At 74.6% G+C, this 18,784-nt stretch carries 18 protein-coding genes; 10 read left to right on the forward strand and 8 right to left on the reverse strand.

What is annotated here, in order from left to right:
- Positions 1-19 precede the first annotated feature (19 nt).
- On the forward strand, positions 20-1,069 hold the full coding sequence (locus AB0881_RS28675) for a DUF4349 domain-containing protein (protein ID WP_366621747.1): 1,050 nt from the start codon (positions 20-22) through the stop codon (positions 1,067-1,069).
- Between the two features lie 15 nt (positions 1,070-1,084).
- On the opposite strand, the gene hemE is transcribed toward AB0881_RS28675, so the two are convergent.
- On the reverse strand, positions 1,085-2,149 hold the full coding sequence (hemE, locus tag AB0881_RS28680; protein WP_366621749.1) for a uroporphyrinogen decarboxylase: 1,065 nt from the start codon (positions 2,147-2,149) through the stop codon (positions 1,085-1,087).
- Positions 2,150-2,314: 165 nt separating this feature from the next.
- Here hemE and AB0881_RS28685 point away from each other — a divergent pair, with 165 nt between their 5' ends.
- The 3 genes from AB0881_RS28685 (at position 2,315) to AB0881_RS28695 (ending at position 4,827) form a co-directional block, all read left to right on the forward strand.
- Positions 2,315-2,581 carry a hypothetical protein gene (locus AB0881_RS28685; protein ID WP_366621751.1) on the forward strand — a complete coding sequence of 89 codons (267 nt, stop codon included), beginning with the start codon at positions 2,315-2,317 and terminating at the stop codon, positions 2,579-2,581.
- A gap of 217 nt (positions 2,582-2,798) precedes the next feature.
- Positions 2,799-3,365, forward strand: a complete 567-nt coding sequence (locus AB0881_RS28690; RefSeq protein WP_366621753.1) for a DUF3000 domain-containing protein — start codon at positions 2,799-2,801, stop codon at positions 3,363-3,365.
- A gap of 262 nt (positions 3,366-3,627) precedes the next feature.
- On the forward strand, positions 3,628-4,827 hold the full coding sequence (locus AB0881_RS28695; protein ID WP_366621804.1) for a ribonuclease D: 1,200 nt from the start codon (positions 3,628-3,630) through the stop codon (positions 4,825-4,827).
- 97 nt (positions 4,828-4,924) lie between these two features.
- Here the strand turns inward: AB0881_RS28695 and AB0881_RS28700 are convergent, their stop codons facing one another.
- The 6 genes from AB0881_RS28700 to AB0881_RS28725 are packed head-to-tail and all read right to left on the reverse strand — an operon-like array spanning position 4,925 to position 8,950.
- Entirely contained in the window at positions 4,925-5,254 is a 330-nt protein-coding gene (locus tag AB0881_RS28700; RefSeq protein ID WP_366621755.1) for a tetratricopeptide repeat protein, read from the reverse strand.
- Between the two features lie 35 nt (positions 5,255-5,289).
- Positions 5,290-5,652: a hypothetical protein gene (locus AB0881_RS28705; protein ID WP_366621757.1), complete on the reverse strand. Its 363-nt coding sequence runs from the start codon at positions 5,650-5,652 to the stop codon at positions 5,290-5,292.
- Positions 5,653-5,711: 59 nt separating this feature from the next.
- Positions 5,712-6,902 (reverse strand): ABC transporter permease, encoded by a 1,191-nt coding sequence (locus AB0881_RS28710; RefSeq protein WP_366621759.1) that lies wholly within the window; start codon positions 6,900-6,902, stop codon positions 5,712-5,714.
- A complete protein-coding gene (locus tag AB0881_RS28715; protein WP_366621761.1) occupies positions 6,899-7,561 on the reverse strand; it encodes an ABC transporter ATP-binding protein in 663 nt (220 codons plus the stop codon). The genes AB0881_RS28710 and AB0881_RS28715 overlap by 4 nt, the downstream gene beginning before the upstream one ends.
- Entirely contained in the window at positions 7,554-8,603 is a 1,050-nt protein-coding gene (locus tag AB0881_RS28720) for a peptidoglycan-binding protein (RefSeq protein WP_366621763.1), read from the reverse strand. The genes AB0881_RS28715 and AB0881_RS28720 overlap by 8 nt, the downstream gene beginning before the upstream one ends.
- Positions 8,600-8,950, reverse strand: coding sequence for a hypothetical protein (locus AB0881_RS28725; RefSeq protein WP_366621765.1), 351 nt, complete (start codon positions 8,948-8,950; stop codon positions 8,600-8,602). The genes AB0881_RS28720 and AB0881_RS28725 overlap by 4 nt, the downstream gene beginning before the upstream one ends.
- 367 nt (positions 8,951-9,317) lie before the next feature.
- Here AB0881_RS28725 and AB0881_RS28730 point away from each other — a divergent pair, with 367 nt between their 5' ends.
- From AB0881_RS28730 to AB0881_RS28745, 4 genes are all read left to right on the forward strand, one after another.
- A complete protein-coding gene (locus AB0881_RS28730; protein WP_366621767.1) occupies positions 9,318-10,730 on the forward strand; it encodes an arylsulfotransferase family protein in 1,413 nt (470 codons plus the stop codon).
- A gap of 64 nt (positions 10,731-10,794) precedes the next feature.
- Positions 10,795-11,700, forward strand: a complete 906-nt coding sequence (locus AB0881_RS28735; RefSeq protein WP_366621769.1) for a superoxide dismutase — start codon at positions 10,795-10,797, stop codon at positions 11,698-11,700.
- A gap of 41 nt (positions 11,701-11,741) precedes the next feature.
- On the forward strand, positions 11,742-12,398 hold the full coding sequence (locus AB0881_RS28740) for a response regulator transcription factor (RefSeq protein ID WP_366621771.1): 657 nt from the start codon (positions 11,742-11,744) through the stop codon (positions 12,396-12,398).
- Positions 12,398-13,600, forward strand: coding sequence for an ATP-binding protein (locus AB0881_RS28745; RefSeq protein WP_366621773.1), 1,203 nt, complete (start codon positions 12,398-12,400; stop codon positions 13,598-13,600). The genes AB0881_RS28740 and AB0881_RS28745 overlap by 1 nt, the downstream gene beginning before the upstream one ends.
- Here AB0881_RS28745 and AB0881_RS28750 read toward each other — a convergent pair.
- A complete protein-coding gene (locus AB0881_RS28750) occupies positions 13,518-15,272 on the reverse strand; it encodes an AMP-binding protein (RefSeq protein WP_366621775.1) in 1,755 nt (584 codons plus the stop codon). The two genes, AB0881_RS28745 and AB0881_RS28750, sit on opposite strands and share 83 nt — an antisense overlap.
- A gap of 146 nt (positions 15,273-15,418) precedes the next feature.
- Between AB0881_RS28750 and AB0881_RS28755 the strand changes: the two genes are divergently transcribed.
- A complete protein-coding gene (locus tag AB0881_RS28755) occupies positions 15,419-16,621 on the forward strand; it encodes a thiolase family protein (protein WP_366621777.1) in 1,203 nt (400 codons plus the stop codon).
- The gene (locus tag AB0881_RS28760; RefSeq protein WP_366621779.1) at positions 16,618-18,714 is read left to right on the forward strand and encodes a 3-hydroxyacyl-CoA dehydrogenase NAD-binding domain-containing protein; all 2,097 of its coding nucleotides are present in this window, start codon (positions 16,618-16,620) and stop codon (positions 18,712-18,714) included. The genes AB0881_RS28755 and AB0881_RS28760 overlap by 4 nt, the downstream gene beginning before the upstream one ends.
- Positions 18,715-18,784 lie beyond the last annotated feature (70 nt).

Genomic DNA, 18,784 nt, shown 5'->3' on the forward strand with positions numbered 1-18,784 from the left:
GTCATACCGTCAGAGCGCCATGCTGACCGTCAGAACCGTCAGACACGCCGTGTGCGTGCTCGCCGTACTGCTGCTGGCCGGCGCCCTGGCCGCCTGCGGCGGAGGCGGCGGCAGCGAATCCTCCGGGGCGGGCGCGCCCGCCCCGGCCGCCAAGGAGGGCGGGGGTGCCCAGGACACCACGACCAACCGCTACTCCGGCGGCGGTGCCACCGGTTCCGGCGGGTCCGCCGACCGGCAGGGCGCCCGGGCCCCCGAACGGCTCCAGGCCCCCGCCGGGCGCGCCGTCGTCTACTCGGCCGACCTGCGGGTGAAGGCCGAGGGCGTCGAGCGGGCCGCGGCGACGGCCAAGCAGCTGACCGGCGCGGCGGGCGGCTACGTGGCGGACGAGACCTCGGCCACCGACCCTGCGACGGCCCGGCTCACCCTGAAGATCCCCGCCGACCGGTACGCGGCGGTCCTGGACCAGCTCACCCGGCGGCTCGGCGAGAAGGTCTCGCTGCGCCAGGAGGCCGAGGACGTCACCGAGCAGGTCGCCGACGTCGACAGCCGGGTCCGGTCGGCCGAGGCCACGCTGGCCTCGTTCCGCAAGCTGCTGGACCGGGCGGACACGGTCGGCGAGGTGATCAACGTCGAGGAGCAGATCGCGACCCGGCAGGCCGATCTGGAGGCCCTCCAGGCACGGCAGAAGGCCCTCAAGGCGAGCACGGCCTACGCGACCGTGTCGCTCGTCGTCCAGTCGCCCGAGAACGCCCCCAGGGACGACGGTGACCCCAAGGGCTTCCTCGGCGGCCTGAAGAGCGGCTGGGCGGCGTTCACGGGCTTCCTGTCCGGGCTGGCGCTCGTGGCCGGCTGGCTGCTGCCGTTCCTGGCGCTCGCCGCGACCGTCGGCGTCCCCGCCTACCTCCTCCGGCGCCGGTGGCGGAGGGCGCACCCCGCGCCGCCGAAGCCGCCGGCCCCCGCGCGGGCTCCGGCCCCGGAGATCGTCCCCGGCATGGAGTCCGCCCAAGAGGAGTCCGCCGGAGAGGGCGGGGAACCGGCCCGGGAGAACGCCCCCGAGCCGCCCCGGTAGCGGCCGGCGGGCCCGTCAGCGCGCGCTCGCCTCGTGGACCAGGTCCGCGAGGCGGGCGAGCATGTCGGGGTTCGTGGTCGGCAGCACGCCGTGGCCGAGGTTGAAGACGTGGCCCTCGGCGGTACGGCCGCGCTCCAGGACGTCCCGCGCCCGCCGCTCGACGACCTCCCAGGGCGCGAACAGCAGCGCCGGGTCCAGGTTGCCCTGGAGGGCCTTGCCGGGCTCCACCCGGCGGACGGCCTCGTCCAGCGGCACCCGCCAGTCGACGCCCACCACGTCGGCCCCGGCCTCGCCCATCAGCCCGAGCAGCTCGCCCGTGCCGACGCCGAAGTGGATGCGGGGCACGCCCAGCGGCTCCATCTCCGCGAAGATGCGGCGGGTGTGCGGCAGCACCGACGCCCGGTAGTCCTCCGGCGCGACCGCGCCCACCCAGGAGTCGAACACCTGGATCGCGCTCGCGCCCGCGGCCACCTGCACCTTCAGGAACCCGATCGTGATGTCGGCGAGCCGCTCCATCAGCTCCGCCCACAGCTCGGGCTCGCCGTACATCAGGGCCTTGGTGCGGTCGTGGTTCTTGGACGGGCCGCCCTCGATCAGGTACGACGCGAGCGTGAACGGGCCGCCCGCGAACCCGATCAGCGGGGTGCCGCCCAGCTCGCCGACCAGGCCGCGCACGGCCTCGGTGACGTACGGCACGTCATCGGGCTCCAGCGGGCGCAGCCGCGCCGCGCCCGCGCGGTCCCGGATCGGGTCGGCGATCACCGGGCCGACGCCCGGCTTGATGTCCAGGTCGACCCCGATGGCGCGCAGCGGCACCATGATGTCGCTGAAGAAGATCGCGGCGTCCACGGCGTACCGCCGCACCGGCTGCATCGTGATCTCCACGATCAGGTCCGGCCGGGCGCACGCCTCCAGCATCGCCACGCCCTCGCGGGCCTTAAGGTACTCCGGGAGCGACCGGCCGGCCTGGCGCATGAACCAGACCGGGGTGTGCGGAACGGGCTCGCGGCGGCACGCCTTCAGGAAGGCGCTCTCGCGGAGCCCGGCGGAGTCCTGCGGAACATCAGCGTCGGTGACCACCCCACGATGGTCCCATGACCTCGCCGGAGCCGCGCACCAGGTCCCCCGTCGTCCCGTACGGCCGCCCCGGTCGTCCACGAAGTTCCGGACACGCCGAGCGAAGTCCCGCATTCTGTCGGTGGCTCGTGCGAACGTGATCCGTGTCATAGCCGAGGGAGGTCCCCCTTGTACTGTTCCACCTGCGGCGACGAGCGCGATTTCGAGCGTCCGCCCTGCCAGGACGGGCACGGCCCCGACTGCCCCGAGCTGGCGTGCGTCGACTGCGGCTCGGCCGTCCTGACCGGCTTCCCGGCCGGCACCCCGGGCCCCGCCTCCGGCACCGCTTCCGACGCAGCCACCGCCGCCGCCGAAGGCTCTGAAGCCCCGGCGCCCGACCCGGCCCCCGGCCCTCCGCGGCCCCGCCGGACCGCGTCCCAGCGGGCCGTGGCCTGACCGGCCCGGCCCCCGAAACGAAATCACCTGTGCTGTGCCTGTCTCTTCCACGCCCCCCGGCCTCACGGGCTGCCCTCCCGCGCACCCGAACGGCCCCCACCGGCCCCACCGCCCCGCGGCGCCACCCGCGGCCGGCGCCGCCGGCGACCTGTCCTCCGACCTACCGGCAGACCTGCCTTCCGATCTGCCCGCCGAGCTCCCCGCGGCCGGTGCGCCCGTGACCCCGGCGCCGTTCCAGAAGGCGGTCGAGACGCTGCGCGCGATCATCGACGGCCCGCCGCTGCGGCCCGAGCTCGACCTGGAGGACATGCCCGCCCCGCAGCGCCTGGCACCGTACGCCACGGCGATGTCGGGCAGCGTCTACCGCGAGGACGACACCGAGGCCGCCATGGGGCGGCTGATCGTCCTGTACGACCCCGAGGGCCGTTCCGGCTGGACCGGCGGGTTCCGCGTGGTGGCCTACATCCGGGCCGACCTGGAGCCCGAGATCGCCGCCGACGAGCTGATCGGCTCGGTGGCCTGGAGCTGGCTGCTGGAGGCGCTGGAGCCGGCCGGGTACGCGGGCGAGTCCGGCACGATCACCCGCGCGGTCTCCGAGAGCTTCGGCGACAAGCGCGGCGAGCCGTCCACCACCGAGCTGGAGCTGCGCGCCTCGTGGTCCCCGACCGGCGACGACCTGGAGGGGCACGTGCGCGCGTGGTGCGAGGTGATGTGCACCACGGCGGGCCTGCCGCCCTCCGGTGTCAGCGCGCTGCCGGACCGCCCCGGCGGCACGACCGGCTGAGCGACGTACGGTAGGGGGCGTGGGAAGCACAGCGTCCGAGACCGAGACGGCCGGCGGCGGCGCGCAAGCGTCCGGTCCCGCGGCCGTCCGGCCCGAATCAGCGTCCGAGGAGTCCGCCACGACCGGCCAGGCCACCGAGCCCGAGTCCACCGCGCCCGCCCCGGCGACCGCCGGCGCGGGGCCCGCGCCCGCCTCGGCCGCCGGCGCCGCCACGACCGCCGCCGGAGCGGCCGCCGAGCCCGCCGCCCGGGCCGCGGTCCCGCTGCTCGAACCCCGCGAGGGCGTGCCCCCCGTGATCGCCGACGCGGCGGGGTTGGAACGTGTCATCGCCGCGTTCGCCGCCGGTACCGGCCCGGTCGCGGTCGACGCCGAGCGCGCCTCCGGCTACCGCTACGGCCAGCGCGCGTACCTGATCCAGCTGCGCCGCGCCGGGGCCGGCACGGCGCTGATCGACCCGACCGCCTGCCCCGACCTGTCCGCCCTGGACGCGGCGCTCGCCGACGCCGAGATGGTGCTGCACGCGGCCAACCAGGACCTGCCGTGCCTGGCCGAGGTGGGCCTGACGCCCCGGCGGCTGTTCGACACCGAGCTGGCCGGGCGGCTGCTCGGCTACCCCCGGGTCGGGCTCGGCTCCATGGTCGACAACGTCCTCGGCTTCGCGCTGGAGAAGGGGCATTCGGCCGCCGACTGGTCGACCCGCCCGCTGCCGGAGGACTGGCTGCGCTACGCCGCGCTGGACGTCGAGCTGCTGGTGGAGCTGCGCGACGCCCTGGAGGAGCGGCTGGTCGCCGCGGGCAAGCTCGACTGGGCGCTGCAGGAGTTCGCCGCGATCCTGGCCACGCCGCCCAAGACGCCCCGGCCCGACCCGTGGCGCCGCACGTCCGGCATCCACCGGGTCCGCAACCGCCGCGCGCTGGCCGTCGTACGGGAGGTCTGGGAGGCCCGCGACCGCATCGCGCAGGAGCGCGACCTGTCCCCCGGCCGGGTCCTGCAGGACGCGGCGATCGTCGAGCTGGCGCTCAACACCCCCAAGACGCCCGCCGAGCTGCACGCCCTCCCGACGATGCGCAACCGGGGCGCGCGCCGCCACCAGACCGCCTGGCTGCGCGCGGTGAACCGGGCCAGGGGGCTGCCCGACAAGGCGCTGCCCGAGTCCAACCTGCCCGGCGACGGCCCGCCGCCCGCGCACCGCTGGGCCGAGCGCGACCCCGAGGCCGCCAAGCGCCTCACCGCGGCCCGCGCCGTGGTCGCCGCGCTCGCCGACGAGCACGCGCTTCCCACGGAGAACCTGCTCCAGCCCGACTCCGTACGGCGCCTGGCGTGGTCCCCTCCGCAGGAGACCACGCCGGAGACCATCGCGACCGCCCTGCGCACGCTGGGCGCCCGCACCTGGCAGCTGGACCTGGTGGCCAAGCCCCTGGCGAAGGCGCTGCTCCGCCTGGAATGCAAGGGCGACCTCTAGGCGCACCGCACGAACATGCGATCCGGCCGGGGAGGCGAGCCTCCCCGGCCGGATCGCGAAGTGATGCCGCGCCCGCCCGTTCCCGGGCCGGAACGGATCAGTACGCGGTCTTGCCGCCCATCGCCAGTGCCAGCTTCCGGAAGGGGGCGGCCTCGTCAGGGCGGTTCCGGCGCTCCAGCGTGCGGGCGAGGGCCTCGTGCGCCCACGCGTTGCACGGGTCGATGTCCACCAGGTGGCGGAACGTCTCCTCGGCCCGGGCCAGCTGGGCGGAGTGGAAGTAGGCGCGGCCGAGCAGCTCCACGACGTCGCGGTTGCCCGGGTGCTCGTCGGCCAGGGGCGCCAGGATCCGCGCGGCCTCGGCCGGGTCGCGCATGTCGAAGTACAGGCGGGCCCTCTCGAACGTCTCGAAGTGCTGCTGAATCGCCATGCCCGCGGAACGCGCGGCGTCCCCCGGCTATTCCGTCACAGGTCGGGCAGCGGGTCGCGGGGCAGGCTGTCGCGGGCGAAGATCTCCGCGTCGGCGGCGTTCACGACCGGCACGTACTCGTCGTCCACCTCGAAGAACGCGCCCGCGAACTCGAAGGACGCGCCGTCGCCCGTCTCCACCGGGCCGATCCGGGTGCCGCGCGGGTAGCTGCCCCACACGCTGCGCGGCTTGGAGCCGCTGAGCGACCCGGTGGAGATCACGGCGATCTGCTCGTCGGTCACGACGAAGACGAAACCGGCGCCGCCGCCGTACGTCATCGCGGGGAAGATGTAGCGGATCTCCCCCTCGATGCCGAGGAACTCGCGGCATCGGTCGCGCAGCGGGCGTGGGACCGGCATGGCGGCGGGAACCTCCAGCGAACGTGCGTCGTCGGCCGTCCCAATCATGCACCGCTTCCTCAGACCGTGGCCAGAGCCGCCGTCGGCGACAGCCGTGCCGCCCGCATCGCCGGGTAGAGGCCCGCCGCCGTCCCGATGGCCAGCGTCGCCGCCAGCGCGCCGCCGAGCGCCCAGAGCGGGACGACCGGGGGCCAGCCGCGATACAGGGCGAACCCGGCGGTCACCGCCGCGCCCAGGACGGTCCCGGCGGCTCCCCCAAGGGTCGACAGCAGCAGTGATTCGGCGAGGAACTGGATCCTCACCTGCCCGCGGGTGGCGCCGAGCGAGCGGCGCAGGCCGATCTCGCGGCGCCGCTCCAGCACGGAGATCACCATGGTGTTGGCGACCCCGACGCCGCCGACCAGCAGCGCGACCGCGCCGAGGCCGAGCAGCAGCCCGGTGAACGCCCCGGCCGCCGCGGCCTTGGCCGCCAGCGCGTCCGAGGGCCGGCTGACCTCGACCTCCTCGGGGTGCTCCGGGTTGACCGTCCGGGCGAGGACGGCCCGGACGTCCTCCACGGAAGCGTCGGTGGACCGCTCGTACAGCGTCGTCGGGTGCCCGTCGAAGCCGAGGTACCGTTCGGCGGACTCCCAGCCGACCAGGGCGGAACGGTCGATCTCGGGCGCCAGCTCCGCGGTGTCCAGGACGCCGAGGACGGTGAACCAGCGCCCGCCGATCCACACCCGCCCGCCGGGCCGGTCGGTCCCGAGCCGCCGCGCCGCCTCGGCGCCGAGCACCACGCCGGGGTAGCGGGCGGTGGCGGCGTTCAGCCAGGCCCCCTGCCGGACGGTCGTGCCGAGCGTCCCGAGCAGGTCGTGGGACGCGGCCGCGACCCCGATCCCGTGCGTGATCTCCGCGGGAATCCGGTCGGTGCGGCGGACGGTCGCGTCGACCGTCCCGACGGCGCCGACCGCGGTGACCGGCCCGATCCGCGCGACCATCGCGGCCGAGCCGCGCGGCAGCCGGGCCTCCTCGCCGAACAGCGTCCCGCCGGGCTCGGCGGTCAGCAGGTTCGTCCCCAGCCGGTCCAGCCGCCGGAGCAGGTCCTCCTTGCTGGACGAGGAGATCCCGATGACCGCGACCATCGTGGCGATCCCGATCGCGATGCCCAGCGCCGACAGCACCACCCGCGCGGGCCTGGCGCGGAGCCCGGCGAGTCCGACGCGCAGCACGTCCGGCCCGGACAGCCGCGCCGGTACGAGCCCGCTCATCGGACGACCTCCCCGTCCCGCATCCGGACCCGCCGCGGCGCCCGGGCCGCCACCTCCCCGTCGTGCGTGATGATCGCGACGGTGGTGCCGGCCGCGTGCAGGCCGTTCAGCAGCCCCAGGACCTCCTCGCCCGCGGCGGAGTCGAGGTTGCCGGTCGGCTCGTCGGCGAGGAGCAGGTCCGGCTCCCCGACGACGGCCCGCGCCACGGCCACCCGCTGCTGCTCGCCGCCCGACAGCTCGGACGGTCGGTGCGCGGCGCGGTGCCCGAGGCCGACCCGCTCCAGCGCGGCCCGGGCCCGTTCCCGGCGCTCCTTCAGGGGGACGCCGCCGTAGAGGAGCCCGTCGGCGACGTTGTCGAGCGCGCCGGCGCCCGGGGCGAGGTGGAACTGCTGGAAGACGAACCCGATGTGCCGGGCCCGCAGGGCCGACAGTTCCCGGTCGTCCAGCGCCCCGATCTCGTGCCCGGCGATCCGCACGGTGCCCGCGCTCGGCCGGTCCAGCGTCCCGATCATGTGCAGCAGGGTGGACTTCCCCGATCCCGAGGGGCCCACGATCGCGGTCAGCTCGCCGCGCTCGATGACCAGGTCGACGCCCTTGAGGGCCGCGACGCCGCCGTAGCGCTTGGCGACCCCCGCCAGCTCGACGATGCGCTCACCCATCGGACGGCACCCCGACCTTCATGCCCGCGGCCAGGCCGGCCCCGCTGACCTCGACCCGCCCGCCGCCGAACGCCCCCGTCCGCACGGGGACGACGCGCCGGCGCGCCCCGTCCACGGCCTCGACCCCGAAACCGCCCTCCCGGAGGGCCAGGAGCGCCTCGACCGGCACCGACAGCACGTCCTCGCGCCGCTCGCTCTCCAGCTCCACGGTCACCGGCGCCCGGTCCAGCCGCGTCCCGCCGCCGTCCAGCGAGATCTCCACGTCCACGGTCGTCGCGGGATCCTGCTCGGTCCCGGTCTGCTCGGCGACCGTCCCCACGCTCTCGACCCGGCCCCGCACCACCTGCCCGCCGGGCAGCTCGACCGACACCCGCGCGCCCTCGCGCGCCATGTCCTGCTTCTCCGCGTCCAGATCGACGTGGACGAGCCGCCGCGTCCCGGCGACCGTCAGCACGGGCTGCCCGGCGCCCGTCCGCTTGCCCTCGGGCGCCGCGACCTCCTTCACCCGCACGGCGTGCGGCAGGAAGACGACCTGGCGCGCGTCCACGCTCCCGGTGACGTCCAGGCCCAGGTCGTCCTGCCACTCCCGGACGGCGGCATCGGTCGCCCCCGTGAACTCCTTGTCCACGGTCAGCCCGTCCCCGTACCCGAGGGCGTCGAGGTTGCCCTCCAGCTGCCGCACGTCGGCGCCGTCGGACACGCCTTGCCGGAGCGTCCGGTACATGGGCGTTCCCCCGTACAAGAGCACCACGGGCTCCCCCTGCACCCGCACGAGCGGCTTCCCCCGCCGGATCGTCGCCCCCTGCGCCGGCGCCCAGGTGACGACACCCGAGGCACCCGTCCAGACGGACCGCTCCCCGTCATAGGTCAGCGTCCCGTCGACCTTCTCGGTGTCCACGAGATCGCCCCTGGTGACCACGGCCGTGGCCGGCTCCGGCTTCCCCGTCGCCCGCGCCTGCCCGCCGTCCCCGCTCAGCGCCCACACGGCCCCGCCGCCCGCGACGACGCTCACGGCCGCCCCTGCCGCCAGCGCCCGCTTCACCCGTTCCTCCCCGGCAGCAGGTGCCCGCACAGCTCGCGCGCCTTCTCCAGCTGCTCGCGGCTGACCTTCCCCATGATCCCCTTGAGCCCGTCCTCGCCCACCGGGTCCGGAATGTCGATCCCGTTCTCCCGCGCACACCGCGCGAACCGGACGAGCTTGTCCCGCGTCTCCGGATCGTTCAGATCGGGGACCTTCCCGGTGGCCTCCAGGAAGTGCCGGCACTTCTCCATAGCGCCCTGCAGCTTCTTCGTGTCGCCCTGCTTAGGGAGCTCCATCCGGAAGTCCTGGCCGGGCTTGGGATCGGGAACGTCCACCCCGTTGTCCCGCAGGCACCGCGCGAACCGCAACTGCGCGTCCTCAGGACTCAGCGACCGCGACGGCGAGGCCGACGCCTGCCTCTCCCCCGCTCCCCCAGCACTCGCGACCCCACTCCCCTGCTCCCCGCCCCCGCACCCCGCGCTCCCGGCCAGCACCGGACCCGCGACCACCACGAGAACCCATCCACGAAGCCTCACCACGTCCTCTCCGCCAAAGGCACCCTGCCTCCAGCGGAGCCAATGAGACCGCCCCCGGGATTAAACCCGCGTCAGCCGACCCGGCGGCTTCGAGAGAGGACATCGGAGTGCCTCGCGGGAGATTTTCAGGGGGCTCTCGGGGTCCTTGCAGGTGGGGGCCCTACAACGGAGAGTCATGGGGCTGACACGACGAGGATTCATGGCGGGTGCCGGCCTGGTGGGGGCGGCCGCGGTGGCGGGCGGGGTGGCGGCGGTGCGGCAGGAGCCCGCGCGGAGCGCGCCGGTGAGCGGGCCCGAGCGGTACGTGACGCGGCCGGACATCGAGCTGCCCGAGATCACGGTGCGGCGGACGGGGGCCACGGCCGGCGGGCCGCTGTTCCTGACCCCGCACCGGGGCACCGGGCAGAGCGACGCGCTGATCGTGGACGGGGAGGGGCGGCCGGTCTGGTTCCAGCGGTCCGAGCGGCTGATCACCGACCTGCGGGTGCAGACCTACCGGGGCGAGCCGGTGCTGACGTACTGGGAGGGCGAGCGGCTGGAGGGCGGGCACGGCCGGGGTACGGGGATCATCCTCGACGGGAGCTACCGGAAGATCGCGACCGTACGGACGGGGAACGGGGTGGAGGCGGACTTCCACGAGTTCCGGCTCACCGACCGGGGCACGGCGCTGCTGATCGCGTACCCGAAGGTGAAGGCCGATCTGCGGGTGCTGGGCGGGGCCCGGGACGGGGAGATGGTCGACAACCGGATCCAGGAGGTCGACGTCCGGACCGGGCGGGTGCTGCTGGACTGGAGCGCGCGCCGGCATCTCGCGCTGGACGAGAGCTTCGTCGAGGCCGGGGAGGGCACGCTCGACCCGTTCCACGTGAACTCGGTCGAGGCGGACGGCGAGACGCTGCTGGTGTCGGCCCGCAACACGCACGCCGTCTACTCGCTCGACCGGCGGACGGGCGCGGTGCGGTGGCGGCTCGGCGGCAAGAGGAGCGATTTCGAGATGGGGGCGGCGGCCTCGTTCGCCTGGCAGCACGACGCGCGGCGGGTGGGCGGCGGGCGCGTCTCGCTCTTCGACAACCACATCGAGAACGCCGGGGACGGGCCGTCGCGCGGCATCGTCCTCGACGTGGACGAGGAGCGCCGGCGGGCGTCGCTGGCGAGCACGTTCGCGGTCGGCCCGCGCTTCGGCCAGTACATGGGGAACCTGCAGAGCCTGCCCGGCGGGAACCTGCTGGTCGGCTGGGGGTCCACGTCCGGGGCGACGGAGTTCGCCGCGGACGGCACGGTCGTGATGGAGATCGGGCTGGGCGGGAGCGCCTCGTACCGGGCGTACCGGATGGAGTGGGAGGGCAGGCCCGCGACCAGGCCCGATGTGGCGGTGGGGCCGAAGGACGGGAACCGGATCGAGGTCCACGCCAGCTGGAACGGCGCGACGGGCGTGGCGGGCTGGCGGATCCTGTCCGGGGCGGCGGAGGGCTCGCTGGCCACGGCGGCGACGGTGAAGCGGGCCGGGTTCGAGACGTCCGCCGTGATCGGGCGGCGGGGGTACGTCGCCGTGGAGGCGCTGGACGCGGAGGGGGCGGTGCTGGCGCGCTCGGCGGTGCGGTCGGTGGCCTGATCCAGCCAGATTCCGATCACGCTGGGCCTGTCGGGCCGGGCCGGATCGCGCGATGTTGGAAGGCATGAGATCACGAATTCTGAGTGTGGCGATGACCGTGGGCCTGCTGGTCCCCCTGGGCGGGACGGCGCAGGCCGCCGAGATGGGGCGGGCGTTCCCCGACCGCCTGCCGCTGCCGGACGGGTTCCAGCCGGAGGGCATCGCGACCGGTCCGGGCCCGGTGGCGTACTTCGGGTCGCGGGTCGACGGGCGGATCTGGCGCGCCGATCTGCGCACCGGCAAGGGCCGCGTCTTCAGCCCCGGCCCGGGCACCCCGTCACTGGGGCTGAAGACCGGGAACGGGCTGCTGTACGTCGCGGGCGGCACCGGCGGCGACGCCCGGCTGGTCGATCTGAAGAGCGGCCGGGTGCTGAAGCGGCACGTCCTGGCCACCGGGACCGCGTTCGTGAACGATCTCGTGCTGACCCGGGACGCCGCGTGGGTGACCGACTCGGCCAACCCCGTCCTGTACCGGCTCCCGCTCGGCACGAAGGGCGCGGCGAAGACGGTGCCCCTCAAGGGCGACATCGAGTACCAGACCGGGACCAACGCCAACGGGATCGTGCAGTCGCCCGACCGCCGGTCGCTGCTCGTCGTGCAGTCCAACACCGGCCGGCTGTTCAAGGTGAACCCCCGGACGGGGTACGCGAGGGCCGTCGATCTCGGCGGCGAGTCCCTCCAGTTCGGCGACGGGATGCTGCTCGAAGGGAGCACGCTCTACGTCGTCCAGAACCGGCTCAACGCGGTGGCCGTCCTGAAGGTCGCCCGGGACGGGTCCAGCGCGCGGGTGGTGGAGCGGATCACCGACCCCCGGTTCGACGTGCCGGCGACGGTCGCGCGCTACGGGCACCGGCTGTATCTGCCGAACGCCCGCTTCACCACTCCCCCGACGCCCACCACCCCGTACGACGCGGTCGCCGTCCGCCCCTGAGGCTTACCGCCGTTTAACGCCCGCCACGGCATGCTTCCGGCATGCGCGTACTGATCGTTGAGGACGAGCGGGTGCTCGCCGACGCCATCGCCGAGGGCCTCCGGGAGGAGGCGATGGCGGTGGACGTCGCGTACGACGGCGGCTCCGCCCTGGAGCGCGCCGCGTACACCGCCTACGACGTCGTCGTGCTCGACCGGGACCTGCCGGGCGTGCACGGCGACGACGTGTGCCGGGATCTGGCCGGGGGGCATCCGGGCCGGATCCTGATGCTGACCGCGGCCGGGGACGTCGGGCAGCGGGTGGACGGGCTGGCGCTGGGCGCCGACGACTACCTGCCCAAGCCGTTCGTGTTCGCCGAGCTGGTGGCGCGGGTGCGGGCGCTGGGCCGGCGGTCGGCGCCCGCGGTCCCGCCGGTGCTGGAGCGGGCCGGGGTACGGCTCGATCCGCACCGGCGGACGGTCCTGCGGGACGGCCGGCCCGTCCGGCTCACCCGGAAGGAGTTCACCGTCCTGGAGGAGCTGCTGCGCGCCGACGGCGGGGTGGTGAGCGCCGAGACGCTGCTGGACCGGGCGTGGGACGAGCACATCGACCCGTTCAGCAACATCGTGCGGGTCACGATGGCGACGCTGCGCAAGAAGCTCGGCGAGCCGCGGCTGATCGAGACCGTCACCGGGGCCGGCTACCGGCTGGAGGCGTGATGGCGCGGCCGAGCGTGCGGGCCCGGCTGACGCTGGTGTACGGCGGGCTGTTCCTGGCGTCGATCGCCGTGCTGGTCGCGGTCAGCTACGCGCTGACGGCGCGGGCGATCGACCAGCGGGTCGGGGCGGTGCCGGGCGCCGGGTCGGTCAGCGCGGAGCGGATCCTCACCGCGACCGACCGGGTGCGGGCGATCACCGAGGCCAAGGCGGCGTACGACCGGCAGATCGAGGCGCAGAAGCGGGAGGTCCTGGCGCAGCTGCTGCAGACCTCGCTGCTCATGCTGGTGGTCTTCGGGGTGCTCGCGGTGGTGATCGGGTACCTGGTGGCGGGCCGGATGCTGCGGCCGCTGCACCGGGTGACCGCGACCGCGCGCCGGCTGTCGGAGAGCACCCTGCACGAGCGGATCGCGCTGGACGGCCCGCAGGACGAGATCAAGGACCTGGCCGACACGTTCGACCGGATGCTGGACCGGCTCGGCCGGGCGTTCGACGCGCAGCGGCGGTTCGTCGCGAACGCCTCGCACGAGCTGCGCACCCCGCTGACGATCAACCGGACGGTGCTGGAGGTGGCGCTGGCGAGCCGGAAGAACCCGCCGGAGACCAAGGCGCTGGCGGACGTGCTGCTCGGCAACACCGCCCGGCACGAGCGGCTGGTGGACGGGCTGCTGCTGCTCGCCCGGTCCGAGCGCGAGCCGCAGAACCCGGCGCCGACCCCGCTGCCGGACGTGGTGCGCAGCGCGCTCGACCAGGCCGAGGCCCACGGGGACGCCGAGGTGGAGGTCCGGCTCGGGGACGCGGTCGTCGAGGGCGATCCGGTGCTGCTCGAACGGTGCGCGGCCAACCTGCTGGAGAACGCGCTCAAGTACAACGTCGAGGGCGGCCGGGTCTGGGTCCGCACCGGGGAGCGGGACGGGCGGGCCGTGCTGCACGTGGCGAACACCGGCAGGCCGGTCCCGTCGTACGAGATCGAGCGGATCTACGAGCCGTTCCGGCGGCTGCGGGCGGACCGGGTGGGCTCGGCGGACGGCGCCGGGCTGGGGCTGTCGATCGTCCGGGCGGTGGTGGAGGCGCACGGCGGGACAATCGAGACGGTCCCGCGCGACGGCGGCGGGCTGGCGATCACCGTGCGGTTTCCCGCGGCGGGCCGGGCCCCGGATCCTCCGGTACGGGGGCCGCTGCCAGCGGCCGCGGCGCCCAGCTGACCCGGCCCTCGGGCGCCGGTGAGGGCTGCGCGGTCAGCCAGCGGTGCACGACCTTGCCGGTGGCGTTGCGCGGCAGCTCGCCGATGAAGTGGACGTCGCGCGGCACCGCGTAGCGGGCCACCCGGTCGTGGACGTGGGCCCGGACGCCGTCGGCGTCCAGCCGAGCGCCGGGACCGGGAACGATGTAGGCGGCGAGCCGCTGCCCCCAGGACGGGTCGGGGACGCCGACGACCGCGGCCTCCTGGACGCCGGGCAGCGCGAGCAGCGCGTCCTCGACCTCGCGGGGGACGACGTTCTCGCCGCCGGAGACGATCATGCCGTCGGTGCGGCCGTCCACGAACAGCAGCCCGCGGTGGTCGATGTGGCCGAGGTCGCCGGTGCCGAGCATCCCGTCGCGGACCTCCATGGGGTCGCCGCTGGTGTAGCCCTCGAAGAGCAGCTCGTTGGCGGCGAAGATCTGGCCGCGCACGGACCGGCCGACCGGGCGGCCGTCCTCGTCCAGGACGGCCAGCGAGGTGTTGCGCGGCGGCCGCCCGGCGGTGCGGGGGTCGCGGCGCAGGTCGCGCGGGGTGGCGATGGCGACCCAGGAGACCTCGGTGGATCCGTACACGTTGTAGAGGACGTCGCCGAACGCGTCCATGAACCGGGTGGCGAGGTCGCCGGGGAGCGCGGCGCCGCTCAGGGCCGCCACGCGCAGCGAGGAGGTGTCGTACCGGCGGCGGACCTCCTCGGGCAGCTCCATGATCCGCTGGAGCATCACCGGGACGAGGAAGACGGCGGTCTCGCGGTGGGCGGCGACCGACCGCAGCGTCGCCTCGGGGTCGAACCGGCGGCGCAGCACGACCGGGGCGCGCAGGCCCCAGGCCATCTGCAGCGCCGCGTACCCCCAGGTGTGGAAGAGCGGCGCCTCGATGATCACGGTGTGCCGGGCGCGCAGCGGGATCCGGGAGGTCATCGAGGCCAGCGACCACAGGCCGGGGCGGGGCGGGCGGCGAGCGCCCTTGGGCCGGCCGGTGGTGCCGGAGCTGAGCACGATGGTGCGGCTCTGCACGCGCGGCGGGGCCAGCGGGGGCGCGGGCGCGGAGTGCACGATCTGGTCGAGGGTCGGCCCGGCGCCGTCCGGCCCGGCGAGGCCGGGCGGCCGGTCGGCCCAGACGACGGCGCGGCGCAGCGCGATCGGCACGGTGGCCAGCACGGGCGCGAACTCGGCGTCGGCGACGATGAGGTCCGGCCGCAGCTCGCCCAGCACGGCCCGGACCTGGCCGGGCCCGAACCCGGTGTTCAGCAGGACGACCTCGGCGCCGCGCTTGCTGCAGGCCACCAGCGTCTCCACCATCCCGCGGTGGTTGCGGCACAGCACGCCGACGCGGGCGCGCGGGCCGTCCAGCGGCAGCCCGACCGCGAGCCGGGTGCTGCGGTCGTCGAGCTCGGCGAAGCTCAGCCGGCCGCGCTCGTCGATCACGGCGGGCCGGTGCGGGGAGCGGGCGACGGCGGCGGCCACCGCCCCGGCGAGCGTGGTGCCCCACCGGCGCAGCGCGCCGGCCTGGGCGAAGACGCGCTGCGGCGAGCCGCCGGAGAGCAGGCCGGTGCGCAGGAAGAGGGAGGTCAGATCGCGGACGTGCCCGATCCGCCGCCGCATCCCGGGGCGGTACACGGGTCTCGCATGCACCACCGTGCCCTCCTCCGGTGATTTCCGGTCACGTTACCTACCGGCCGACAGGCCGGACAAGAGCCGCATCCGGGGCGCGCGGTGGCGCTCGTCAGTGGTTACTGACGAGTAGGATTGCTTGTTACTGACGAGTAGAGGAGGGACGACCCGTGCCCCGTACCGCACGTGACGTCGTGTTCGTCGACGGCGTACGCACGCCGTTCGGCAAGGCGGGCCCGAAGGGCCTGTACGCGGAGACCCGCGCCGATGACCTGGTGGTCCGCGCGATCCGCGAGCTGATGCGCCGCAACCCGTCCCTCCCGCCGGAGCGGGTGGACGAGGTCGCGATCGCCGCCACCACCCAGACCGGCGACCAGGGGCTGACCATCGGCCGCTCCGCCGCCGTCCTGGCCGGGCTGCCGAAGAGCGTGCCCGGGTACGCGATCGACCGGATGTGCGCGGGCGCGATGACGGCCGTGACCACTTCCGGCGCCGGGATCTCGTTCGGCTCGTACGACGTCGTCATCGCCGGCGGCGTCGAGCACATGGGCCGGCACCCGATGGGCGAGGGCGTCGACCCGAACCCGCGGTTCATGACCGACAAGCTCGTGGACCCGTCCGCGCTGGTCATGGGCTCGACCGCGGAGAACCTGCACGACCGGTTCCCGCAGATCACCAAGGAGCGCGCCGACGCCTACGCGGTGCGCAGCCAGCAGAAGGTCGCCGCCGCGTACGCCGCCGGGAGGATCCAGCCGGACCTGGTGCCGACCGCGATCCGGTCCGCCGAGAAGGGCTGGGGCCTGGCCACCGAGGACGAGCCGCCGCGCCCGGGCACCACGATGGAGAGCCTGGCCGGGCTGAAGACCCCGTTCCGGGTCGCCGGCAACGTCACCGCGGGCAACGCCGCCGGGCTGAACGACGGCGCCACCGCCTGCCTGCTGGCCGCCGAGGACGTGGCCCGCGAGCTGGGCCTGGCCCCGCGGATGCGGCTGGTCGACTTCTCCTTCGCCGGTGTCGAGCCCGAGGTCATGGGGGTCGGCCCGGTCCCCGCGACCGAGAAGCTGCTCGCCCGCAACGCGCTGACCATGGACGACATCGGCCTGATCGAGATCAACGAGGCGTTCGCCGTCCAGGTGCTGGCCTTCCTGGAGCACTTCAAGATCGCCGACGACGACGCCCGGGTGAACCCGTGGGGCGGCGCGATCGCGCTCGGCCACCCGCTGGCCTCGTCCGGCGTCCGGCTGATGAACCAGCTGGCCCGGCTCTTCGAGGAGCGCACCGACGTCCGCTACGGCCTGACCACGATGTGCGTCGGCATGGGCATGGGCGGCACCGTCCTCTGGGAGAACGTGAACTGGGAGGGCGCCAAGTGAGCGCGGACACCCCGAACATCAGCGAGATCTTCGCGGACGAGGTCGTCACGCACGCCCGCGTCCGGGACGTCGCCCTGCCGTACGGCGCCGGGACGCTGGCGCTGATCACCCTCGACAACGGGCACGACCACACCAAGCCGAACACCTTCGGCCCGAACGGCCTGACCGAGCTGAACGCCGCCCTCGACGCCGTCGCCGCCCGCGACGACATCGCGGCCGTCGGCGTCACCGGCAAGCCGTTCATCTTCGCCGTCGGCGCCGACCTCAAGGGCGTGCCGCTGATCGGGCGGCGCGAGGACGCGCAGGCCATCGGCGAGCTGGGCCACGACGTGTTCCGGCGGCTCGGCGAGCTGGACGTCCCCTCGTTCGCGTACGTCAACGGCGCGGCGATGGGCGGCGGCGTCGAGATCGCGCTGCACTGCACGTACCGGACGATCTCCGCGGGCGTCCCGGCGCTGGCGCTGCCCGAGGCGTTCCTGGGCCTGGTGCCCGGCTGGGGCGGCACGTACCTGCTCCCCCGCCTGATCGGCGCCGAGAAGGCGCTCAAGGTCATCATCGACAACCCGATGGCGCAGAACCGCACCCTCAAGGGGCGGCAGGCGTACGAGCTGGGCATCGCGGACGCGATCTTCGAGTCGGCCGACTTCCTGGAGGAGTCGCTGGCCTGGACCGCCCGCGTGCTCACCGGCGAGACCAAGGTGGAGCGGCCGGAGATCGACACCGGCAAGGCGTGGGACGACGCGGTCGCGCGGGCCCGCTGGACGGTCGAGGGCAAGCTGCACGGCGCCGCGCCGTCGTTCGTCCGCGCCCTGGACCTGGTCGCCGCGGCCAAGGACCGCACCCGCGACGAGGGCTTCGCCGCCGAGGACGAGGCGCTGGCCGACCTCATCATGAGCGACGAGCTGCGCGCCGGGCTGTACGCGTTCGACCTCACCCAGAAGCGCGCCAAGCGCCCGGCCGGCGCCCCCGGCAAGGAGCTGGCCCGCCCGGTGACCAAGGTCGGCGTGGTCGGCGCGGGCCTGATGGCCTCGCAGCTGGCGCTGCTGTTCGCGCGCCGGCTGGAGGTCCCGGTCGTGCTGACCGACCTGGACCAGGACCGCCTCGACAAGGGCGTCGGGTACGCGCACGGCGAGATCGACAAGCTGCTGGCCAAGGGCCGCGTGTCGGCCGACAAGGCCAACCGGCTCAAGTCGCTCATCGGCGGCTCGCTGACCAAGGACGCGTTCGCCGACGCCGACTTCGTCATCGAGGCGGTGTTCGAGGAGATGTCGGTCAAGCGGAAGGTGTTCGCCGAGCTGGAGGAGCACGTCTCCCCCGAGTGCGTGCTGGCGACCAACACCTCCTCGCTGTCGGTCACCGAGATGGCCGCGGAGCTGCGGCACCCCGAGCGGGTGGTGGGCTTCCACTTCTTCAACCCGGTCGCGGTGCTGCCGCTGCTGGAGATCGTCCGCGGTGAGCAGACCGACGACGCGGCGCTGGCCACCGCGTTCGCGGCGGGCAGGAAGCTGAAGAAGTCGTGCGTGCTGGTCAAGGACGCGCCCGCGTTCGTGGTCAACCGGATCCTGCTGCGGCTGATGGCGGAGATCATCCAGACCGTGGACGAGGGCACGCCGGTCGAGGTCGCCGAGCGCGCCGCCGCGCCGCTCGGGCTGCCGATGCCGCCGTTCGTGCTGATGGGGCTGGTCGGCCCGGCGATCGCGCTGCACGTCAACGAGACGCTGCACGGCGCGTTCCCCGAGCGGTTCCCGCTGTCGGAGAAGTTCGCGGCGTTCGTGAAGGCGGGCAAGACGGGCGTGTACCGGCCCGACTTCACCCTCGACCCCGAGGCGGTCGCGTTCTTCGAGGGCGGCACCGCGCCGTCCACCGAGGCCGAGGTGCTCGACCGGGCGCTGCGGGCGCTGGCCGAGGAGATCGGGATCATGCTGGACGAGGGCGTGGTCGCGGCCGCGCAGGACATCGACCTGTGCATGATCCTGGGCGCCGGGTGGCCGTTCCACCTGGGCGGCATCACGCCGTACCTCGACCGGGCCGGGATCGGCGAGGCCGTGAACGGCCGCCGCTTCCTGGAGCCGGGGGCGGCGTCGCTCGGCTAGCCCTGCGGCCGAAATACGGGCGAAAGGGGCGTTTCCGGAGGTTTTCGGGAACGCCTCTTTCGTGGATTTC

Origin of the sequence: Spirillospora sp. NPDC029432, assembly GCF_040703975.1 — a bacterium.
In the GTDB taxonomy this organism is placed as follows: Bacteria; Actinomycetota; Actinomycetes; order Streptosporangiales; family Streptosporangiaceae; genus Spirillospora.

Bases quoted from the DNA above. Each gene is read 5' to 3' on its own strand.
- AB0881_RS28675 (WP_366621747.1), top strand. From the start codon at position 20: ATGCTGACCGTCAGAACCGTCAGACACGCCGTGTGCGTGCTCGCCGTA.
- AB0881_RS28700 (WP_366621755.1), bottom strand. From the start codon at position 5,254: ATGGCGATTCAGCAGCACTTCGAGACGTTCGAGAGGGCCCGCCTGTAC.
- AB0881_RS28705 (WP_366621757.1), bottom strand. From the start codon at position 5,652: ATGCCGGTCCCACGCCCGCTGCGCGACCGATGCCGCGAGTTCCTCGGC.
- AB0881_RS28710 (WP_366621759.1), bottom strand. From the start codon at position 6,902: ATGAGCGGGCTCGTACCGGCGCGGCTGTCCGGGCCGGACGTGCTGCGC.
- AB0881_RS28715 (WP_366621761.1), bottom strand. From the start codon at position 7,561: ATGGGTGAGCGCATCGTCGAGCTGGCGGGGGTCGCCAAGCGCTACGGC.
- AB0881_RS28730 (WP_366621767.1), top strand. From the start codon at position 9,318: ATGGCGGGTGCCGGCCTGGTGGGGGCGGCCGCGGTGGCGGGCGGGGTG.
- AB0881_RS28735 (WP_366621769.1), top strand. From the start codon at position 10,795: ATGAGATCACGAATTCTGAGTGTGGCGATGACCGTGGGCCTGCTGGTC.
- AB0881_RS28740 (WP_366621771.1), top strand. From the start codon at position 11,742: ATGCGCGTACTGATCGTTGAGGACGAGCGGGTGCTCGCCGACGCCATC.
- AB0881_RS28745 (WP_366621773.1), top strand. From the start codon at position 12,398: ATGGCGCGGCCGAGCGTGCGGGCCCGGCTGACGCTGGTGTACGGCGGG.